The following is a 21,588-nucleotide window of genomic DNA, read 5'->3' as shown; positions in this document are numbered from 1 at the left end:
CTTGAAAACGTATAAAAAATATTCTATATCCGTAAAAGGCTTACAGCTTTTAATGACTTTGATTGCGGTATTTTTGATTTCTTGTGGCTGTTTTTCACAAGATTCCAATGAACCAAAAATCGGACTTGTTTTAAGCGGTGGTGGGGCCAAAGGTTTTGCACATATTGGTGCCCTAAAGATTATAGATAGCCTAGGTGTTAAAATAGATTATATCGCAGGTACGAGTATGGGAGCAATAATAGGCTCCTTATATGCTTCGGGCTATTCTGGGAAACAATTAGAGGAGTTATTCAACAGTCAAGATTTTGATTTACTCATAAACGATAAATTTGAGCGTTCGGCGCAGTCTTTTTTTGAGCGCGAAGGCGCCGCAAAATATGCTGTTTCTTTACCTTTTGAGAAATTTAGAATTTCCTTACCATCAGCACTTTCTAGAGGTCAGAACGTCTATAATCTATTGTACCAACTAATGCTTCCCGTTAACCATATAGATAATTTTGAAAATTTGCCCATCCCCTTCTTTTGTATAGCCACCGATATAGAAACAGGAGAATCTTTAGTAATGGATAAAGGCAATTTGGCGGAAGCTGTAACCGCTAGTGGTGCATTACCATCATTGTTTCAGCCTGTGGTTATAGGCGATAGGATATTAGTTGATGGAGGTGTAACTAATAATTTCCCTGTTGAAGAACTCCGCGACAAAGGAATGGATATTATTATAGGTGTAGATGTACAGGATGATTTACGAGACAGGGAATCTCTAGAGTCAGCTATCGATATTCTAGCACAAATCAATAATTTCCGTACGGTCTATGCCATGAAGGATAAAGCGCCCTTAACGGATATCTATATCAAACCCGATATCATGGATTATTCAGTCGTTTCATTTAGCGAAGGTCAGGATATCATTGCAAATGGAGAGACTGCGGCACGAGCAAAAGTCCAGGAACTAAGAGGCTTAGTGAAAAAACAGCCTGAAGAATTCAGTGAGGCAACCATTACGCCACCAGATAGTATTAAAATTGCGTCCATTGAACTCACCGGAAATGAAAAGTATACAAGGTCCTATCTCTTAGGGAAATTGAAATTGCGGGGAGGAGAGAATATTACGTATGAAAGGTTTAGACGCGGCATTAACAACCTAATTGCTACTAATAATTTCGACACATTTAGATATGAATTACAGCCTTCAGAGACGCAAGGAGAATATCATTTAAGAGGTCAAATTAGGGAGTCTAGGACAAGTACCTTCCTAAAATTGGGCTTACATTATGATGATCTTTATAAAAGTGCTGTTTTGGCCAACATCACTAAAAAACGACTTTTATTTAATAATGATATTGCTTCATTGGATTTAATTTTGGGAGATAATTCTAGGTATAATTTTGATTATTTCATTGACAAAGGGTTTTACATCAGTTTGGGTTTTAATTCGCGTTACAACCAGTTCAGTAAAAATATCAATCCCGATTTAATTTTAGAGGATACATCACCACTTTTAGCTAATTTGAACAAAGTTGAAGTTCAGCTTCAAGATTTTACCAATCAGGTTTATATCCAAACCTTATTTAGAAAAGATTTTGCCCTAAGGTTGGGAGGTGAGCATAAGCTTTTAAAAATCACCTCAGAAACATTAATTGACCCTAACCAAGAGGATGACTTTATTTTTGAGAATACGGATTACTACAGTGTTTTTGGGAGTCTTGATTTTGACTCGTTTAGTGATCCCTACTTTCCTAAACGTGGAGCTTACTTTAGTGGTGATTTTCATTGGTATCTTGGGGCATCAGGCTTTAATGAGACTTTTCGGCCGTTTTCTATTGCAAAGGCAGATATAGGCTATGCCTTTAGCTTTAATGATAAGTTAGCCTTTAGAACAGAAACCAGTGGCGGTTTTAAACTTGGCGATAATTCTACTACGACCCTTGGATTTGCACTTGGAGGTTATGCAAATAACTTCATCAATAATTTTAGTTCCTTTTATGGCTATGATTTTATTGATATAACAGGAGATAGTTTTGTGAAGGCGGTATTTACTTTAGATTATGAGTGGTTGAATAATCATCATATCATTTTTGCAGCAAATTATGCCAATGTAGAAGACCGTTTATTCGATACTGGTAATTGGCTGTCTTCACCAGATTTTACGGGCTACGCTATAGGCTATTCCTTAGAGACTTTTTTAGGACCTTTGGAAGGGAAATATACCTACTCACCAGAAACAGGCAATAGCTATTGGTTTTTTAATCTTGGTTTTTGGTTCTGATAAATCAAGACGATTATAAACTGAGATTATTTCTGCATTTCAGTATCTCATTTAAATTTTAGATATTTGTATTTTTATGAAACTATTCTGGGAAAATCTCAAACTTCATTTGCATTTCCTTATAAAAAGGAACCCGGAATAACTGCGCATTTTTTGTACCTTTAAGATAATTTATTAAGCCCCTCATATAATTCAATATCAAGGGGATATTGTCATAATAATAAATTCTAATACCATGCCATTTTATCATAAATTAGGAAAAATTCCACCAAAGCGCCATACGCAGTTTAAAAAGCCTGATGGCAGCTTTTATTACGAGCAATTGTTCGGTACCATTGGTTTCGATGGGATGTCTACCAATAGTTATCACGAGCAACGCCCAACACAGGTCAAAGAGATTAGAAAGCAATACAGCGTAGCGCCAAAAGTGGCCAAAGCTAATAATATGCAATCCTATCGATTTAGAGGTTTTCAAGTAAAACCAGAAAACGATTATTTAGAAAGCCGAAAGGTAGTACTCACCAATAGCGATTGTAATATCATCTTAGCCGCTCCAAAACACGCAACCAAAGATTATTTTTATAAAAATACCGATGCCGACGAATTGATTTTTGTTCATAAAGGCACCGGAAAATTGAGAACCATGCTAGGCAATCTCGATTTTAAATATGGAGATTATCTATTAGTACCTAGAGGAACCATTTACAAGCTCGATTTTGATAATGAGGACAATCGCTTGTTTATTGTAGAATCCTATCGGCCAATATACACACCAAAACGTTACCGCAATTGGTTTGGACAATTATTAGAACATTCTCCGTTTTGTGAGCGCGATTTGCGCCAACCACAAGAACTAGAGACTTATAACGAGTCTGGTGAATTTTTAATAAAAATAAAAAAACAAGATGAGATTTTTGATATGGTTTATGCCTCACATCCTTTTGATGTTGTGGGCTATGACGGTTACAACTATCCGTATGCCTTCTCCATTCACGATTTTGAACCTATAACAGGTCGTATTCACCAACCACCACCAGTTCATCAAACCTTTGAGACGGATGCTTTCGTGGTGTGCAGTTTTGTGCCACGGTTATATGATTATCATCCGCTCGCTGTTCCGGCACCGTACAACCATAGTAATATTGATAGTGATGAGGTATTGTATTATGTGGATGGTGATTTTATGAGCAGAAACGATATTGCAGCGGGCCACATTTCATTACACCCAGCAGGGATTCCTCATGGTCCACACCCTGGAGCAATGGAGCGCAGTATTGGCAAAGTGAAAACCGATGAATTGGCGGTTATGGTAGATACATTTAAACCTTTAAAAGTAACCGAAGAAGCTTTGAAAATCGCTGACGAAGATTATTTTAAATCTTGGTTGGAGTAAATTCTCAAAGACAATAAATTAATCAATCAACAATAACAAAATAAGTCAATAAATTATGGCAAAAGAGGTAAAAAGTGTAGACTATGGTCTAGAAAAAATATTCGAAGGAGCTCAAGATTTTCTGCCGCTTTTAGGTACGGATTATGTGGAGTTTTATGTGGGTAATGCAAAGCAGTCTGCTCACTTTTATAAGACAGCATTCGGATTTCAATCCTATGCTTATAGAGGGCTAGAAACAGGCTCTAGGGACTCTGTCAGTTACGTGCTGAAACAAGACAAAATAAGGTTAGTGCTAACAACGCCTCTAACTAGTAAATCACCAATAAACGACCATATTGTAAAGCATGGGGATGGTGTAAAGGTTATTGCCCTATGGGTGGACGACGCGCGAAAGTCTTTTGAAGAAACGACAAAAAGAGGTGCTAAGTCTTACATGGAACCTGTGGTTGAAAAAGACGAATTTGGAGAAGTGGTACGGGCAGGAATTTATACGTATGGTGAAACAGTACACATGTTTGTCGAACGAAAAAATTACAAGGGTGTTTTTATGCCAGGATTTGTAGCCTGGGAAAGTGACTACAATCCTGAGCCTGTAGGTTTAAAATATATTGACCACATGGTTGGTAATGTGGGTTGGGGTGAAATGAACCAATGGGTAAAATGGTATGAGGATGTGATGGGGTTCGTGAACTTTTTGTCGTTTGACGACAAACAAATACACACTGAGTACTCTGCGCTTATGAGTAAAGTAATGAGTAATGGAAACGGCCGCATAAAATTCCCAATAAACGAACCAGCAGAAGCTGCTAAGAAATCGCAGATTGAAGAATATCTCGATTTTTATGAGGGCTCAGGGGTACAGCATTTAGCGGTTGCTACTGATGATATAATAAAAACAGTTGCTCAGCTTAAAGCTAGGGGTGTTGAGTTTCTTCCACCACCACCACAATCCTATTACGATATGATTCCAGAACGTCTAGGAGTGCATATGGAAATGATGAAAGAAGATATTAATGAGCTTCAAAAATTGTCTATTTTAGTCGATGCGGATGAAGAAGGGTATTTACTTCAAATATTTACAAAACCCGTTGAGGATAGGCCTACATTATTTTTTGAAATTATCCAGCGAATGGGAGCACAAGGCTTTGGGGCAGGTAATTTTAAAGCTCTTTTTGAATCTATTGAGCGTGAGCAAGCCAAAAGAGGTACACTCTAGGGAAAAGTACTAGAGTAAAAACCAAAGATTTACAAAATCACAAAGTGTTTTTAAGGTTGTAAAGCTTGCCGCTGCTATAATATCTCATAAAAATCAAATTGAGGGCATAGATGGTAAAAAGTATTAAAATTATCAAATCATTTTGGTTTGTGCTTCAATGTTTTAATACATTTGGAATAGTAATTGTATATGCACAATCAATAACGTGGTAAATGCGTTAAAGATTGAGGTAAATGAAATAAGACAACTTATGGTTTGCCTATATAATGCAAAGAATTATGAAAAGTATTTTAACAGCGGTATGCCTTTTAATTGGTCTTCAACTTGCAGATGTAAACAAAGAATCTGCATTTCAAGATGGGGAATGGTTTAAATTTGAAATGAGCTATAGCGGTTTCCTAAAAGCAGGTAATGCCACATTAACGGTAGCAGATACTATTTTAAACGGAAAACCGGTATATCATGTAGTGGGTAAGGGCTGGACGACTGGTGCCATCAGTTGGTTTTTTAAGGTTGAAGACCGCTATGAAAGTTATTTTGATAAGGAATCGGTTGTGCCTTACAGGTTTATCAGAAAAACGGATGAGGGAGGTCATACAAAAGACATTGAAATAGATTTCAACCATAAGGAAAGAAAGGCCACAGTCTACAACAAAAAACACGATAAAGTCAGTACGGTGCGCACCGAACAAGATGTGCAGGACATGGTCTCTGCTTTCTATTACTTGAGAAATAATTACGATACTGAAAAAATAAAAAGGGGAGATATAGTCTCGTTAAATATGTTTTTTGATGAAGAGAATTATGGATTTAAATTAAAATATTTGGGACGACAAACCATTAAAACCGAGTTTGGAAGGATAAAAACCCTTAAATTTAGACCTTATGTAATGGCGGGTCGCGTCTTTAAGGAAGAAGAAAGTTTAACCCTTTGGGTAAGCGCAGATAAAAATAAATTACCTTTAAAGATAAAAGCAGATTTAGCGGTAGGGTCATTACGGGCCGATCTTGTGGCTTTCAAAGGACTAAAACATTCTTTTAAAGTAGAATTTTAATTTATGCCTGACCAACAAAATTTCGATGACATCATCAATGCACTTCAAGAGAAGTACCAAAAAATAGACCAACAAACAGACGACCATTTATATGGTCTTCTTTATAGTAAGCCTATTACATATTGGGATTATATTCAAACAGATGCCTTACTAAACCTTCAAATACAGCGGACAACCTTACCAGATGAGATGGTTTTTATAGCCTATCATCAAATAAATGAGTTGATTTTTAAGATGATTTTATGGGAAATTTCCCAAGTAGCGGAAAAAACGGAACTGGACGCTACTTTTTTTGAGGGTAAAATAATGCGAATCAGTCGTTATTTTGATATGTTGACAACCTCATTCAATATCATGAGGGAGGGCATGGATGTTGAACAGTATATGAAGTTTCGGTATACCTTAACGCCGGCAAGTGGATTTCAGAGTGCTCAATACCGACTCATTGAGTTCGCTTCAACAGAACTTATCAATCTAATAGATTACAGGTTTAGATCAAATATTGACAGGAATACGCCTTTTACCCATGCCTTTGAGCACTTGTATTGGCAGGCTGCAGGAAAAAATCACAAAACAGGCAAAAAATCTACACTTTTGGTTAATTTTGAAAACCGTTATAAAGATGAGTTTTTAAGTTTTATGGAAACCTATAACACTAAAAACCTTTGGACACGGTTTAAAGAGTTGCCCTTTGATGATCAAAAGGACGAGGATTTAATAAAAGCCATGAGACATTATGATTATACAGTTAATGTCACATGGGTAATGGCACATTATAATACTGCAAAACATTATATTGAAAGTGGTATTGGCGATGGTGAGGCAACGGGAGGAAGTGACTGGAAAAAATATATGCATCCAAAATATCAAAGACGTATTTTTTTTCCGGATTTATGGACTGAGGATGAATTGAAAAATTGGGGAAATAATTTATAATTAGCTTTAGATTAATGCAATTAAAACGATTAGTAGCAATAGCCGTAATTGCAGTAAGCTTTTATGCCTGTAAAGAGGATTATCCGGAAGAAAAGGTATTAAAACAAGAGCTTGCTGAAAAAGTAGAGAAAGAGAAAATTTTAGAATTCGGATTTAACCTCAGCGACTATATTGTTAAGCGCGATACCATTAAAAATGGAGATAGCTTTGGGGAAATTCTAGAGCGCAATAAACTAGATTATCCAAAAATCTACCAAATTGCCGAGAAGGCCAAGGACACGTTTGATATTAGACGATTGCAAATAGGGAAACCCTATACCTTGTTGTGTTCAAAGGATAGTTTGGAGTTGCCTACCTGTTTTATTTATCAACAGAGCTTAGAAGATTATGTGGTTATAAATTTTAAGGATTCTATTCATGCTTACACAAGTAAAAAGCCCATAAAATATGTGGAAAAAACCGCAACCGGAATAATTGAAAGCTCAATATCGGAAACTATTGAAGAAATGGGTCTCAGTCAGGTTTTGGTTAATAAATTGGCTGATGATATCTATGCGTGGACCATAGACTTTAGACGTTTGCAAAAAGGAGATCGTTTTAAAGTAATTTATACGGATAAATATATTGATGACACCTTATACGCGGGAGTGCACGATGTAAAAGCCTCCTATTTTGAGCACAACGGCGATTCCCTTTACGCCTTTCAGTTTGAAACAGATTCCATAAAAGGAATTAAGGATTATTTCAGTGAAACCGCAAAAAACCTAAGACGGGCCTTTTTAAAAGCACCCGTGCAATATAGCAGAATTTCTTCACGCTATAACTTGAAGCGCCGTATAGCTTACTACGGGTACAAGGTACGTCCTCACAAAGGAACTGATTTTGCTGCAGCTGTAGGAACACCGATTATGGCCACTGCCAATGGTACGGTTGTGGAATCTACAAGAAGAGGAGGAAATGGTAAGTATGTAAAAATAAGGCATAATGCAACCTATAGCACACAGTATTTGCACATGAGTAGGCGTGCCGTTAAAAAAGGCCAATTTGTTAAGCAAGGCGACATAATTGGCTATGTGGGTATGACAGGTAATACTGGAGGACCACATGTCTGTTACAGATTCTGGAAAAATGGTAGACAAGTAGATCCATTTAGGGAGAAACTGCCAGAAGCAGAACCAATCTCAGAAAGCTTAAAAGCTAGGTATTTAGACTTTATAAAACCCATTAAAGAACGTTTGGACAACATCTATTTCATAGAAGCCGAACCTAAGACCAAAGAAAACACAATCACTGAAGACCCAATTTCATAATTAGATAATGGCATTAAAAGCAACAAATCCCACAACAACTCATTCTTGGAAAAAATTACAATCCCACTTTGAGAGTTTAAAATCAAAACACCTAAAGGATTTGTTCGCTGCCGATTCTAGCAGAGCAGAAAAATTAACCGTTGAATGGGAGGATTTTTATGTCGATTTTTCAAAAAACAGAATCACCCCTAAAACGATGGAATTATTAGTTGAATTGGCTGAAGAGGTCAATTTAACCGATGCCATTTCTAAGTATTTTAGTGGAGATATTATAAATGCAACAGAGGGAAGAGCCGTATTGCATACAGCATTAAGAGCTCCGAAATCATCAGAAATTTTTGTAAAGGGAGAAAATATTGTCCCTGGAATATTTAAGGTAAAGCAGAAAATAAAGGAGTTCACCGAGTCAGTAGTTTTTGGCACGCACAAGGGATTTACAGGTAAGCCTATTACTGATATTGTGAATATTGGAATAGGTGGGTCTGACCTCGGTCCGGCGATGGTAGTAGAAGCTTTACAATTCTATAAGAACCATCTTCAAGCTCATTTTATAAGTAATGTAGACGGTGATCATTTCCAAGAAGTCATAAAAGACCTTAACCCGGAGACCACCATGTTTGTAATTGTTTCAAAGACCTTTACAACTCAAGAAACCTTATCTAACGCAAAATCTGTTAGGGCTTGGTTTTTAGAATCATTGCCTCAACAAGCTATTTCCAAGCATTTTGTAGCCGTGTCGACAAATATTGAAAGTGTTAAAGCCTTTGGTATCGATGAAGACAACATCTTTCCTATGAAAGACTGGGTAGGAGGACGGTTTTCTTTATGGAGTGCCGTTGGTTTGTCTATCAGCCTGGCATTAGGATACAATAATTTTGAAAGTCTGCTCGATGGTGCACATCATATGGACGAGCACTTTAAATCCGCTAATTTTGATGAAAACATCCCAGTCGTAGCGGCATTACTAACGGTGTGGTATAACAACTTTTTTAATTCTGAAAGTGAGGCCGTCATACCCTACACGCAATATCTTAACCAGTTTACGACATACCTTCAACAAGGTATTATGGAAAGTAACGGAAAAAGCGTAGATAGAGATGGTCATCCGGTTAATTACCAAACGGGAACTTTAATATGGGGTGAGCCAGGAACCAATGCGCAGCACGCGTTTTTTCAATTAATCCATCAAGGCACAAAACTGATTCCGACTGATTTCATTGGGTTTGCGGAGTCCTTATATGGGAACAAAGATCATCAAGACAAGTTGATGTCCAATTATTTTGCGCAAACCGAAGCTTTGATGAATGGAAAAACAAGAGAGCAGGTCATTATAGAGTTAAAGGAACAATCGTATTCAGAAGAACAGATCGAAACTCTTCTTCCTTTTAAGGTATTTGATGGTAATAGGCCTACAACCTCCATATTGATTAAGAAACTTACACCTAAGAGTCTAGGTAAACTCATAGCCATGTACGAGCATAAAATTTTTGTTCAAGGTATTATATGGAATATATTTAGCTATGACCAATTTGGTGTGGAACTAGGCAAACAATTGGCAAAATCTATATTAACTGAATTAAAGAATGATTCTTCTACCTCAAATAATGATGCCTCAACTCAAGGTTTGATTCGATTTTATAGGAATAATCGATAATTTTTGTTAAAAAAATGCAAATAATATTATTTAGAAGATAAAGATTTTCAGGATATAACAATTATATTAGCCCACCCCCAACTTTTAACAATTACGTAATGTTATACTTATAGCATTATGTAATTTTGCGTCAATATTAGAAATTAATTAATCGTTATTCTATATGAAAAAAACTACTCAATTATTTTTTATCGCTGCATTATTCTTATGCTCTGCAGTGACATTCGCTCAAAGCACAATTAAAGGTATTATAATTGATGCTGAAATGAACTCTCCTCTACCAGGAGCTAATGTTCTAGAAAAAGGCACAACCAACGGCGTTATAACTGACTTTGAAGGTAATTTTACCTTAACAACAAAAGCGTCATCAGGAGAAATTGTAATTTCCTACGTTGGTTTTGCTACTAAAGTATTGAAATTTAATGGTGACACTGACTTTGGTAGGATAATCTTAAACCTAGATAACTCTTTGGAGGAGGTAATCGTTGTTGGTACTGGGGTAATCGATATCGCAGAAGCAAGAAAAACACCTGTTGCAGTATCTACAATTAAAGGAAAGGATATTCAACTAAAGATTGCTGGTAACGTGGAGTTTACAGAGTCCATGAAGAATACTCCTTCCATTTATGTATCTAACCAAGCGGGAGGTTTTGGTGATAGCCAATTATTTTTGCGTGGTTTTAATGACACAAATACAGCATTCCTTTTAAATGGACAGCCTATCAATAGTGTTGAAGACGGTCGTTTATTTTGGTCTAACTGGGCTGGTATGGCAGATGTTGCCAATGCGGTTCAGGTACAGAGAGGTCTAGGATCTTCTAAGCTGGCTATCTCATCTGTTGGTGGAACAGTAAATATTGTATCGAAAACAACTGAGCAAAGACAGGGAGGATTTGTTAGATTCATGGGAGGTAATGATAGTTTTATGAAGGCAACACTTTCTTATAACACTGGCGTTAATGACAAAGGCTGGGCATTCTCTGTATTAGTAGATCATTGGCAAGCCCACAGAAAGTATTCTTTTGGTACGGCAGGTCAAGGCCAAAACTATTTATTCTCAGTGGGATATAAGCCAGATGAAAAAAATACCTTCAACTTTTTAATTACTGGAGCACCACAATGGCATGACCAAAACTTTTCAACTGATATTGAGGATTATGAATTGTACAGTGATAAATATAATCCGAATACTGGCTTTAGAGATGGCGAGCGTTTTACAGAACGACGAAACTATTATCACAAACCAGTAGCTAACTTAAACTGGGATTTTGATATCAATGAAAAATTAGACCTCTCTACTGTGTTGTACGCCTCTTGGGGCCGTGGTGGTGGAACAGGAATGTTAGGTAGCAGTGGTAACAGAGTAAGGTTAGAATCAAATGGTGAAATTGATTTTGATCAAATTGTGCAGAACAACATCGCTGCTGCAGACTCTAATGGTTTTGCCGGCTTTAGTGATGGTTTTGTTAGAAGATCTTCTGTTAACAATCATAACTGGTATGGTCTTTTATCTAACTTAAATATAGAGTCTGGTGAAAACTGGACATTTAATGTTGGTTTCGATGGACGTTTATACAAAGGTGACCACTGGAGACAAATCAATGATTTGATGGGGCTAAATGGTTTTGTAGATAACTTTAGAACTGACAGGCCAGATGACTATGTGTTTACAGAAACATTTGAAGCTAATCCATGGTCGGCATTATTTGACTTTGCCGACGAAGATCAAAGAACACAATTTGATTATTCAGAGAATATCAACTATATCGGTGGTTTTGGTCAAGCTGAATATGCTACTGAAAAATTCTCTGTATTTGTACAGGGTGCTTTATCAACTCAATCCTTTCAAAGAACGGGACGTTTTGTTGGTACAGGTAATGGTTTAGGAAAGTCTGAAAAAGTTAATAAAGTGGGATACCAAGTAAAAGGTGGTGCATCATATAATTTAGATGAGAGTCACTCTGTTTTTGCAAATGTGGGTACCTTCTCAAGACAACCTTTCTTGGATAACATCTTCAGAGACATTAGAAACTCTAATGATTTGGTTGAACCAGAAATTGATAATGAAGAAATTGTTGGTCTTGAAGCGGGTTATCGTTTTAAAAATGATGTGTTTAGATTAAATGTAGATGTTTACAGAACTGAATGGGGTAATAGGTTCTTAAGTTTTGGCACTGAATTAGAGAACGAAGAATTCGGAATTTACAGATTTACCGATGTTACACAAGTACACCAAGGTGTTGAATTTGATTTTGAATACAGACCACTTGGCGGTAAATTCTCTTTAAGAGGTTATGGTTCTTTAGGAAATTGGAAATATGAAGGTACTACACCATTTACCTTACAAAATGACGATACTGGTGAGTTCCTGGATGATGAAGCTGGAGAAGTTAATTTAACTGATGTTAAAGTAGGTAATGCACCTCAAACCTCTTTTGGTGTAGGATTTGTTCTTGACATCACCCAAGGATTATCAGTAGATATGGATTATAATATCTATACGGATTTATATGAATTTGTAGATGTAGAAGAAGCTGTAGCGGATGCGCTTGCAGGACGAGTTTACGAATCTCAAAAACTACCTGCCTATACTTTAGCGGATGCTGGATTAACCTATAGATTTTCTTTAGGAGATAATCCATTAACATTTAGAGCTAACGTAAATAACTTATTTAACACAGCTTACATTAACCAAACAGACAATTTCGGTACCTTCTTAGGTATTGGAAGAACATTTAATGCAAGTTTACGTTACAACTTCTAGTTGTAAATAATAAATAAAAGATAAAAAAGCAGCCAACTCTGGCTGCTTTTTTTTATCTCAAAATTATATTATTTTAATTCTTCCATCGAATAGACTCCATGAGGTGTCTAATGTCCTTTTTTAAATATTCTGCGGCCGGGTATATAGAGTCGTAATTAGGTTTAGCATAAAAATATAAGGAACCACTTAAGAAGTGACGCGTACTATCGGTAGCATAAAACTGAGATTGGGAGGCGGCATCACCACCAATGTCGTACAACATTCCAAAGACATTTGCATCTTTGTTTTCAAAAACAACACTACTTATTTCATCAGCTTTTATAGTGTGTTTTTGTGTTAGGTTTTGAGCATCCCTTAATAAAGATTCGAGATTATCCTCTGTAACCGATTTATAGGTTAGATATATGGTAGCTTTTAATGAGGGATACTTAACATCTATACCTTTGAGGTCACCTGCAATTTTGATAGAGTCTATCGGAGCAGCAATCTTGTTTTTCTCAAAGGTAAAGGGTAAAGGGCTATTAACCTTTTCATAAACCGGATTAGGATACTCTAACCTTAAAAACGCTTTAGGCTTTGGTATTGGATCATCTCCGCAGCTACATATAAGTAGGGCTAAAGCAACAAGGCTTACATATTTCATTCAGTTGAATTAAGTAAAGTTAGTTTAATTTGTTTTATACGTTTTCGTTCTAAAGCTTCAATAGTAAAAACGTAATTCTTAAAATTTATTTTACTGCCAATTCTAGGAAAGCCTCCTGAGATTTCCAAAACAAATCCGGCGAGGGTTTCGGCTTCACCTTTTTTAGACTCAAAATCTTCAACGTCCTCATCAAGACCAACTATTTTATAAACATCTTTTAACGGTGTTTTACCTTCAAAACTATAATTGTTATTGTCAATCTTTGTAAAAATCAAATCTTCATCATCGTATTCATCACTGATATCGCCAACGATTTCTTCAATGATATCTTCAAGGGAAACCAATCCAGAAGTACCGCCATATTCGTCAACAACTACTGCTAAGTGTACTTTTTTATCTTGAAATTCTACCATTAAATCGTCTAATTTTTTGTTCTCTGGAACGAAAAAAGGTTCGCGCAACAGTGTCGTCCAATCAAATTCTTTTTTATTTAGGTGGGGTAATAGATCTTTCACATATAATACGCCTTTAATGGAATCGATATTTTCTTCAAAAACTGGAATTCTCGAGTAACCATTATCAATAATATCTTCAATAATAGTTTTAAAGGGTGTGTCAATATTCAAGGCAAACAAATCCATACGTGGACGCATAACTTGTTTAGTGTCGGTATTTCCAAAGGATACAATTCCTTTTAATAGTTTTTGTTCTTCTTTAGTGGTATATTCCTGATTAGTGAGTTCTAAGGCTTGTGATAATTGGTCAACGCTCAAATTAGACCGTTTTTTACCTAGGGTATCTTGAATCTTAAGCGTAAAATAGCGCATGGGTAGACTTATGGGAGAGAAGACAACATCTAATACCTTTAAAGGCCGTGCCATAAACGTAGAAAATTTAACGCTATTGCGGCTTGCGTAGATTTTTGGGATAATCTCACCAAAAAGCAATATTAAAAAAGTGGCCGTGACTACTTCCACCAGAAACCTCGCTATAGTATTACTAACACTTATAAATAAGGTCTCACCAATAAAAGCGAATAACAGAACAATAGCGATATTGATAAAATTATTGGCAACCAAGATGGTGGCTAACAACTTTTTGGGCCTTTCCAATAGCGACGCAATAATCTGCATTGCGGCCGATTTATGTTCTAAGCCTTCATCTATATTAGATTTGCTCAAGGAAAAAACTGCGACTTCAGCACCGGAGATTAACCCTGAACATACAAGTAACACCACAAGCAAAACAATACTCGTTATAAAGGACGTATCAGTAAGTAAAAGATTTAAAAGTAAAACCGCGGGTTCTGGGTCCAAAATGCGTTTTTTTTAGTTAACTAGAATGGTAAATCATCATCATCCCCATCTGGCACAACACTGTTCGATGTTGCTTGTTTTGGCTGTGAAACAGTATTCGGTTTAGGTGTTGTCTGGGCTTCTTGTGGCTGTTCATTTTTATTAGTTAAAAATGTAAAGTCTGTACACTGTATTTCAGTAGAATACCTTTCCATACCTTTATCATCTGTCCATTTTCTAGTTTTTATACGGCCTTCAATATAGACCTTGTCTCCTTTTGTAAGGTATTTTTCACAAATTTCTGCGGCCTTATTCCGAACTACAATATTGTGCCATTCGGTATTGGTTACACGTTCATTGGTAGATTTATTGGTGTAAGTTTCGTTTGTTGCCAATGGGAAACGACCGACGCAATTTTTATCGTCGAAATAATGCATTTTCACTTCATCTCCCAAATGCCCAATAAGCATTACTTTGTTTAACGTTCCTGACATAATTTGTTGTTTTAGTTGTTAAAAATAGTCTTTTAATTCACATGATTAAAAGTAATAAAAATTTGTCATTCCTATAGGACCTCAAAATTGAATTCATTTATAAAATCGGTAATAAGAACAGGCGTTGGATATTTTTTAAGTTTGTGCAGAGGTGTTGCATTATTCAGGGAATCCTTTACCTCAATAATCCAAAATTTGGTATGTAAGTGCTGATGGGACAATTTGTGCACTTTATCAACCTCGTTATATAGCGTATAATCAAAAGGCATATCCTTGAGGAAGGTGTCATTTAAATTAAGCAAGGCAAACTCATCAATAGAAAGGCTCTTTTCAGTTTCGATCAATGGGAATTGGTATAAGTTGCGCCAAATACCTTTTCCGGTTCGCTTTTCAAAAACAGTTCTTTTCTTAGTGTCTAAGCAAACGAGATAATTAAAATATTTAGTGCTAACTTTTGTTTTCCTCAGTTTTACAGGAAGATTGTCTACACAATTTTTTTGCAAGGCTACACAGCTTTCTTTTAGCCGACAGCCATTGCAATTTGGATTTTTAGGTCTGCACTGAAGAGCTCCAAATTCCATAACCGCCTGGTTATAATTTCCGGGTTTATCCTTATCTAATAAAACAGAAGCGAGCTGTTTAAACTCCTTAATACCTTTTGTGGAATTGATTGGCGTTTCAATACCGAAGTATCGCGACAGTAAACGGTAAACGTTACCATCTACTACAGCAGTGGCCTCGTCAAATGCTATTGATGCGATTGCGCTTGCTGTGTAGTCGCCTACTCCCTTTAATTGAATAAGGTCTTTGTAATTGTCGGGGAATTCTCCTTTCAATTCAAAGACAATATACCTAGCCGCAGCGTGAAGATTCCTTGCGCGTGAATAATAACCTAGGCCTTGCCACAATTTTAACACGGTTTCTTCGGAGGCATTGGCAAGGTCAAAAACGGTAGGAAATTGTTTAACAAACGCATCATAATAAGGCAATCCTTGTTTAACCTGTGTTTGCTGCAAAATGATTTCAGAGAGCCAAATAAAATAGGGATTCTTCGACGTCCTCCAGGGCAAATTGCGCTTATGGATTGAATACCAGTTAATTATTTCCTTTGTAAAATTCATATGCCTTTCTGAAAGATTGGCAAATTTAAATCTTTATAGTGTTAAATTTTAATTAATTACGCTTGAAATATTGAAATTAAATTACCTATATTTGCATCCCTTAGAATTAATAGTAACCCTAAAACTAATAACAATGACAAAAGCCGATTTAGTAGCTAAAATATCTGATAAGTTAGGCATGGAAAAAGGAGATGTGCAAGCTACAGTAGAAACCTTTATGGAAGAAGTAAAAGCATCTTTAGAAGGTGGAGATAACGTATATTTAAGAGGTTTCGGAAGTTTTATAATTAAAACAAGAGCTGAGAAAACCGGTCGTAACATTTCTAAAAATACCACGATTAAAATACCAGCACACAACATACCTGCTTTTAAACCTGCTAAAGTATTTTTAGAGGGAGTAAAATCAAATGTTGAGGTCAACTAAAAACATTAAACAAAAAATATTAATTAAAAAGCATTATTAATTATGCCAAGTGGTAAAAAGAGAAAAAGACACAAGGTAGCGACGCATAAGCGTAAAAAACGTAGACGCGCTAATCGTCACAAAAAGAAATAAATTGCAAAAAGTAGTTGTACAACTACTTTTTTCAGTTTTAACGAAAAACGTTCTTTGATATAGAATTTAAGTGGCATTAATAGAGTGCTCTTAAGTTTGTTGGGATATTACATCCTGTGTCAAATAATTTAGTAAAATCCATCTAACTCAATTATGAGCTAGATATAAATTAACATTATGAACAAGGAATTAATCGTAAGATCGAGTTCAGATATTGTTGATTTTGCCTTATTAAAAGATGGAAAACTTATTGAATTACATAAAGATGAAGAGGATAATAACTTTGCGGTTGGTGATATTTTTATTGCCAAAATACGTAAGGTTATGCCTGGTCTAAACGCTGCGTTTGTTAACGTAGGGTACGAGAAAGATGGATTTTTACACTATCATGATCTTGGGCCGCAATTACCTTCGCTTTTAAAATTCATTAAACGTGTAAGCACAGGGAAATTAAGAGATTACAAACTCAAAGACTTTCCATTTGAAAAGGATTTAGACAAACATGGCAAAATTGCAGATGCCATTAAATCTAACCAATCCATTTTAGTACAAGTAGTAAAAGAGCCCATTTCCACTAAAGGGCCTCGCATTAGTTCAGAATTGTCTATTGCGGGTCGTTACATTGTCTTGGTGCCGTTTTCTAACCGTATTTCAATTTCACAGAAAATTGAATCGCAAGAAGAAAAAGACCGACTAAAAAGACTTGTAAGAAGTATAGCCCCCAAAGGATTTGGCGTTATTATTCGTACTGTAGCTGAAGGCAAGAAAGTTGCCGAGCTCGACAGTGATTTACAGAATTTGCTGACGCGATGGACAGCAATGTGTAAAAAATTGTACAAAGCCCATCACCCTACGAAAGTACTGGGAGAAATGAATAAAGCGTCCTCTATTTTGAGAGATATATTTGATGATTCATTTTCTGGTATTGTTGTAGATGATGAAGAATTGTACATACAGGTGAAAGACTACGTGCAACAAATTGCACCGAAAAAAGAGTCTATTGTAAAGTTTTATAAGAATGGTGTGCCAGTTTTTGAAAAATTTGGTATTGAACGTCAAATAAAGACATCATTTGGAAGAACTGTTTCTATGGCAAGAGGAGCTTATTTGGTTATTGAACATACTGAAGCGATGCATGTTATTGATGTCAATAGCGGAAATCGTTCTAACAAGGAAAAAAACCAAGAAGATACGGCTCTGGAAGTTAATCTTATATCTGCAACCGAAATCGCACGACAATTGAGATTGCGCGATATGGGTGGTATTATTGTTATCGATTTTATCGATATGGGAAGAGCAGAGAACAGAAAGAAACTATACAATCATCTTAGAGATGAGATGAAAGACGACAAAGCAAAACACAAAATATTGCCGCCGAGTAAGTTTGGATTAGTGCAAATAACCAGACAGCGCGTAAGGCCAGAACGCAATATTAAAACAAAAGAAGAAAACCCTAATTTTATAGGAGGAGACGAAATCGAGGCACCAATTAAAGTGGTGGAACGTATTAACCAAGACCTAGAACGGATTTTCAAAAAAGACTATACCAAGGTGACCTTAAATGCGCATCCTTTTATAGCAGCCTTTCTAACCAAAGGGTTCCCATCGGTACGTTCAAAGTGGTTTTTTGAACACAAAAAATGGGTAAAAGTTTTACCTAGAGATGCTTACACTTATCTTGAATATCATTTTTTTGACAAAAATGGTAACAAAATCAAATAATATCTATTAGCAAAAAGCCCTTCCAAACTTGGAAGGGCTTTTTTTTATTCTATAATTAAGGTGCAGGATTTGGAATTTCTGCATGTACTTTGTCAATGGCATTCATAATATCCTTGGATAATGAGACATTAATACTGCTAATATTCTCTTCCAATTGTCTTAGGTTGGTTGCACCAATAATATTACTGGTTACAAAAGGTCTTTCATTAACAAAGGCCAAGGACATTTGGGCAAGCGTCATTCCATTATCCTCAGCGATTTTCAAATAGTGCTTTGTGGCTTCTGTAGCTTGTATACCACTATACCGCGCAAATCTGGGGAATAATTTTAATCGGGCATTATCACCGGCTGTCCCTTTAATATATTTTCCTGAGAGTACCCCAAAGGCCATTGGTGAATAGGCTAATAATCCAATATTTTCCCTGAGTGATATTTCTGCCAAATCCCCTTCAAAAGTTCTATTCAGTAAGGAATAGGCGTTTTGAATTGTAATCATTCTAGGTAAATTTTGTCGTCTAGATTCTTCCAGATAGCGCATGGTTCCCCAAGCTTTTTCATTGGAAATACCTACGTGTCTTATTTTACCTGACTTCATTATCTCATCCAAACTGTGGAGAATAGCATTGAAATTGTCTTCCCATGAATCTTTAGGGTTATGCTGATAGTCTCTTATCCCGAAAGTATTGGTTTGACGTTCTGGCCAGTGCAATTGATATAAATCAATATAGTCGGTTTGTAATCGCTTTAAGCTATTATCCACAGCCTCATTAAGGGCTTTTTTGCTAAAACCAGTCGTTCTGATGTGGGCTGTATAATCACCAGGCCCTGCAATCTTAGTAGCTAAGATTACTTTATCTCTATGACCTGTTTTTTTAAACCAATTCCCAATAATTTTTTCGGTATCTGCGTACCGCTCTGCTGTTGCTGGCACTGGATAAAGCTCTGCGCAGTCAAAAAAATTAACACCATGATCTAGGGCTAAATCCATTTGGGCAAATCCTTCTTCTTGGGTGTTTTGGTTTCCCCAGGTCATGGTGCCAAGGCAAATTTTACTCACCTTAATTCCGGTGTTGGGCAGTGTTGTGTATTTCATAATATGACCCGTAAATCGGGTATCTTTAAATTAAACCTAGTATGTAACTTTGAAATTTATTCGCCAATCCCATAGTTTAGATGAGATTGTCAAAGATAAAAAGACCCTTCAGGTTATAATAACCTGAAAGGTCTAAAAGAATGTTAAGGTTTAGGCTTTTAGTATTTTAAATGATTTAAACCTTTTAACGTGGATGCCATCAGATTTCATTCAACAACTTAGAAATCTCATCGAGCTTAGGGGTTAAAATCACTTCAATTCGTCTGTTTTTTGCTTTGCCTTCTGCGGTATCATTAGTTGCTATTGGGGCATATTCACCACGTCCGGCGGCTGTAAGGTTTTCTGGATTGATGGCATTGTTTTCCCTTAAAATATTTACAATAGCCGTGGCACGTTTGGTAGATAGGTCCCAATTACCGCTTAATTGAGCACTGCCTTTATAAGGGACATTATCTGTATGACCTTCTATTAAGATTGCTATATCTGGATTTTCAGCTAACACACTTCCCAATTGCTGAACTGCTCTGCGCCCCTCAGTGCCTACAGACCAGCTTCCAGATTGGAATAATAATTTATTCTCCATGGAAATGTATACTTTACCATCGCGTTGCTCTACGGTTAAGCCTTTTCCTTCAAAATTAGTCAAGGCTTTGGAGATGGCATCTTTTAAAGCGCGCATATTAGCGTCTTTAGCTGCAATAACATTTTCTAATTCCGCGACTCGTTTTGAGCGATTTTCCAATTCTTTTTTTAAGTTGTTTAGGCGCTCGCTCTCTGCAACAAGTGCTTGTTCCTTAGCTTCAAGTTGTGCTAATAATTCCCTGTTTTTTTGGGAATTTTTAGCTATTTCGGCAGAACTGTTCTTTTCTAGGGCTTCATAGGAGGCTTTCAGATTTTCAAGATTAGTTTTAGCCGATGTGTAGTCTGCACGTAACCTGTCACGTTCTGAAGCGGCATCGTCATATGCTGATTGTAGTTGGTCCAATTGGTTAGAGAGTTTGGTATTTTCCGTAGAAAGGGACTCGACCTCCTCTAACAAACTTCTATTTTCCTTTTTAAGATTGCCGTACTTATCTTCAAGTTCTGTATATATTTTTTTAGATACACAAGATGAAAATAAAACTAGCGATAGGGTGATTAATGAAATTCGTTTTACCATGTAAGTCGTTAATTTAATGTTTGTTTTTTATTGATATGGCTTCAATTCAAAGCTTACAAATCCAATTCAAGTAAAATTGGACAGTGATCACTATGAACAGCTTCAGTTAGTATAACGCTGCGTTTTATTTTTTCTTGTAAAGGTTTGCTTGCCATGGCATAATCTATTCGCCAACCTTTGTTATTAGCTCTCGCATTTGCGCGGTAACTCCACCATGAATACTCTTGTCGCTCAGGATGTAAATATCTAAAGCTGTCAATAAAACCACTGTCAATAAAGTTGCCAAGCCACTCACGCTCTTCGGGTAAAAATCCTGAAACACCTTTCATTTTAGGGTTGTGTATATCGATTTCCTCATGGCATATATTATAGTCACCACAGACTACTAAATTTGGTATTTTCCTCTGAAGTTTGGTTAAATAGTCTTGTATAAGATCCATATATTCAAACTTATGCGATAGACGCGCATCATTGGTGCCAGAAGGTAAATACATGCTCATAATTGAAATATCGTCATAATCTACCCTAAGGTTTCTTCCTTCAACATCCATGGATTCTATCCCAGTTCCAAATTCTATATGGTTTGGCTCGTCTTTGCAGAGAATTGCAACACCACTGTAACCTTTTTTCTTGGCACTAAACCAATAATTGTAGTCATAGCCAGCATCAGTAAATAAGGACAAGTCTAATTGCTCTTCCATGGCCTTGATTTCTTGAAGGCATATAACATCTGGATTTGCCGATTTTAACCAATTGATAAAGCCTTTATTAAGCGCTGCTCTAATTCCGTTTACATTATAAGAGGCAATTTTCATTTTTATGCGGTTTAATCTATTTTTTCAGTAGTTCTAAATTAAAGTGCTGTTTTTAGCTAAAATAAATAATACCCTACTTTTACACTATTAATTTAA

General features: G+C 36.3%; 17 protein-coding genes. 10 read left to right on the top strand and 7 right to left on the bottom strand.

From position 1 onward, the window contains the following. Position 1: 1 nt before the first annotated feature. The 8 genes from CA834_RS00630 to CA834_RS00595 all read left to right on the top strand — a co-directional run bounded on the left by CA834_RS00630 (position 2) and on the right by CA834_RS00595 (position 12,594). Positions 2-2,266 carry a patatin-like phospholipase family protein gene (locus CA834_RS00630; protein WP_317042061.1) on the top strand — a complete coding sequence of 755 codons (2,265 nt, stop codon included), beginning with the start codon at positions 2-4 and terminating at the stop codon, positions 2,264-2,266. Between the two features lie 235 nt (positions 2,267-2,501). Next, positions 2,502-3,659, top strand: a complete 1,158-nt coding sequence (locus tag CA834_RS00625) for a homogentisate 1,2-dioxygenase (RefSeq protein ID WP_094966728.1) — start codon at positions 2,502-2,504, stop codon at positions 3,657-3,659. A gap of 55 nt (positions 3,660-3,714) precedes the next feature. After that, positions 3,715-4,875 carry a 4-hydroxyphenylpyruvate dioxygenase gene (gene hppD / locus CA834_RS00620; RefSeq protein WP_094966727.1) on the top strand — a complete coding sequence of 387 codons (1,161 nt, stop codon included), beginning with the start codon at positions 3,715-3,717 and terminating at the stop codon, positions 4,873-4,875. A 278-nt stretch (positions 4,876-5,153) separates the two neighbouring features. Beyond that, positions 5,154-5,930, top strand: a complete 777-nt coding sequence (locus tag CA834_RS00615; RefSeq protein WP_094966726.1) for a DUF3108 domain-containing protein — start codon at positions 5,154-5,156, stop codon at positions 5,928-5,930. Between the two features lie 3 nt (positions 5,931-5,933). After that, positions 5,934-6,866 carry a tryptophan 2,3-dioxygenase family protein gene (locus CA834_RS00610; RefSeq protein ID WP_094966725.1) on the top strand — a complete coding sequence of 311 codons (933 nt, stop codon included), beginning with the start codon at positions 5,934-5,936 and terminating at the stop codon, positions 6,864-6,866. Positions 6,867-6,880: 14 nt separating this feature from the next. Continuing rightward, positions 6,881-8,176: a M23 family metallopeptidase gene (locus CA834_RS00605; RefSeq protein WP_094966724.1), complete on the top strand. Its 1,296-nt coding sequence runs from the start codon at positions 6,881-6,883 to the stop codon at positions 8,174-8,176. 7 nt (positions 8,177-8,183) lie between these two features. After that, complete coding sequence (pgi, locus tag CA834_RS00600) at positions 8,184-9,830, top strand: glucose-6-phosphate isomerase (protein ID WP_094966723.1); 1,647 nt, start codon at positions 8,184-8,186, stop codon at positions 9,828-9,830. A 163-nt stretch (positions 9,831-9,993) separates the two neighbouring features. Continuing rightward, the gene (locus CA834_RS00595) at positions 9,994-12,594 is read left to right on the top strand and encodes a TonB-dependent receptor (protein WP_094966722.1); all 2,601 of its coding nucleotides are present in this window, start codon (positions 9,994-9,996) and stop codon (positions 12,592-12,594) included. Between the two features lie 73 nt (positions 12,595-12,667). On the opposite strand, the gene gldD is transcribed toward CA834_RS00595, so the two are convergent. The 4 genes from gldD to mutY all read right to left on the bottom strand — a co-directional run bounded on the left by gldD (position 12,668) and on the right by mutY (position 16,147). Further along, positions 12,668-13,237 carry a gliding motility lipoprotein GldD gene (gldD, locus tag CA834_RS00590; RefSeq protein ID WP_094966721.1) on the bottom strand — a complete coding sequence of 190 codons (570 nt, stop codon included), beginning with the start codon at positions 13,235-13,237 and terminating at the stop codon, positions 12,668-12,670. After that, positions 13,234-14,553, bottom strand: a complete 1,320-nt coding sequence (locus tag CA834_RS00585) for a gliding motility-associated protein GldE (protein WP_094966720.1) — start codon at positions 14,551-14,553, stop codon at positions 13,234-13,236. Before CA834_RS00585 ends, gldD begins: the two co-directional genes overlap by 4 nt. Before the next feature lie 20 nt (positions 14,554-14,573). Further along, positions 14,574-15,026 (bottom strand): single-stranded DNA-binding protein, encoded by a 453-nt coding sequence (locus CA834_RS00580; RefSeq protein WP_094966719.1) that lies wholly within the window; start codon positions 15,024-15,026, stop codon positions 14,574-14,576. 71 nt (positions 15,027-15,097) lie between these two features. Beyond that, complete coding sequence (gene mutY, locus CA834_RS00575) at positions 15,098-16,147, bottom strand: A/G-specific adenine glycosylase (protein WP_094966718.1); 1,050 nt, start codon at positions 16,145-16,147, stop codon at positions 15,098-15,100. A 133-nt stretch (positions 16,148-16,280) separates the two neighbouring features. Here mutY and CA834_RS00570 point away from each other — a divergent pair, with 133 nt between their 5' ends. Both CA834_RS00570 and CA834_RS00565 read left to right on the top strand, forming a co-directional pair. Then, a complete protein-coding gene (locus CA834_RS00570; RefSeq protein ID WP_094967224.1) occupies positions 16,281-16,571 on the top strand; it encodes an HU family DNA-binding protein in 291 nt (96 codons plus the stop codon). A gap of 309 nt (positions 16,572-16,880) precedes the next feature. Next, on the top strand, positions 16,881-18,425 hold the full coding sequence (locus tag CA834_RS00565; protein WP_094966717.1) for an Rne/Rng family ribonuclease: 1,545 nt from the start codon (positions 16,881-16,883) through the stop codon (positions 18,423-18,425). A gap of 55 nt (positions 18,426-18,480) precedes the next feature. Here CA834_RS00565 and CA834_RS00560 read toward each other — a convergent pair whose 3' ends face one another. From CA834_RS00560 to CA834_RS00550, 3 genes are all read right to left on the bottom strand, one after another. After that, positions 18,481-19,518, bottom strand: a complete 1,038-nt coding sequence (locus CA834_RS00560) for an aldo/keto reductase (protein WP_094966716.1) — start codon at positions 19,516-19,518, stop codon at positions 18,481-18,483. Positions 19,519-19,717: 199 nt separating this feature from the next. Further along, on the bottom strand, positions 19,718-20,677 hold the full coding sequence (locus CA834_RS00555) for an OmpA/MotB family protein (protein ID WP_094966715.1): 960 nt from the start codon (positions 20,675-20,677) through the stop codon (positions 19,718-19,720). Positions 20,678-20,730: 53 nt separating this feature from the next. After that, complete coding sequence (locus CA834_RS00550; RefSeq protein ID WP_094966714.1) at positions 20,731-21,492, bottom strand: exodeoxyribonuclease III; 762 nt, start codon at positions 21,490-21,492, stop codon at positions 20,731-20,733. Between the last annotated feature and the right edge of the window lie 96 nt (positions 21,493-21,588).

It is taken from the genome of Winogradskyella aurantia (genome assembly GCF_002266855.1).
Classification (GTDB): Bacteria; Bacteroidota; Bacteroidia; order Flavobacteriales; family Flavobacteriaceae; genus Winogradskyella; species Winogradskyella aurantia.
Note: the sequence above shows the minus strand (reverse complement) of the source record. Positions and strands in the feature narration are given on the sequence as shown.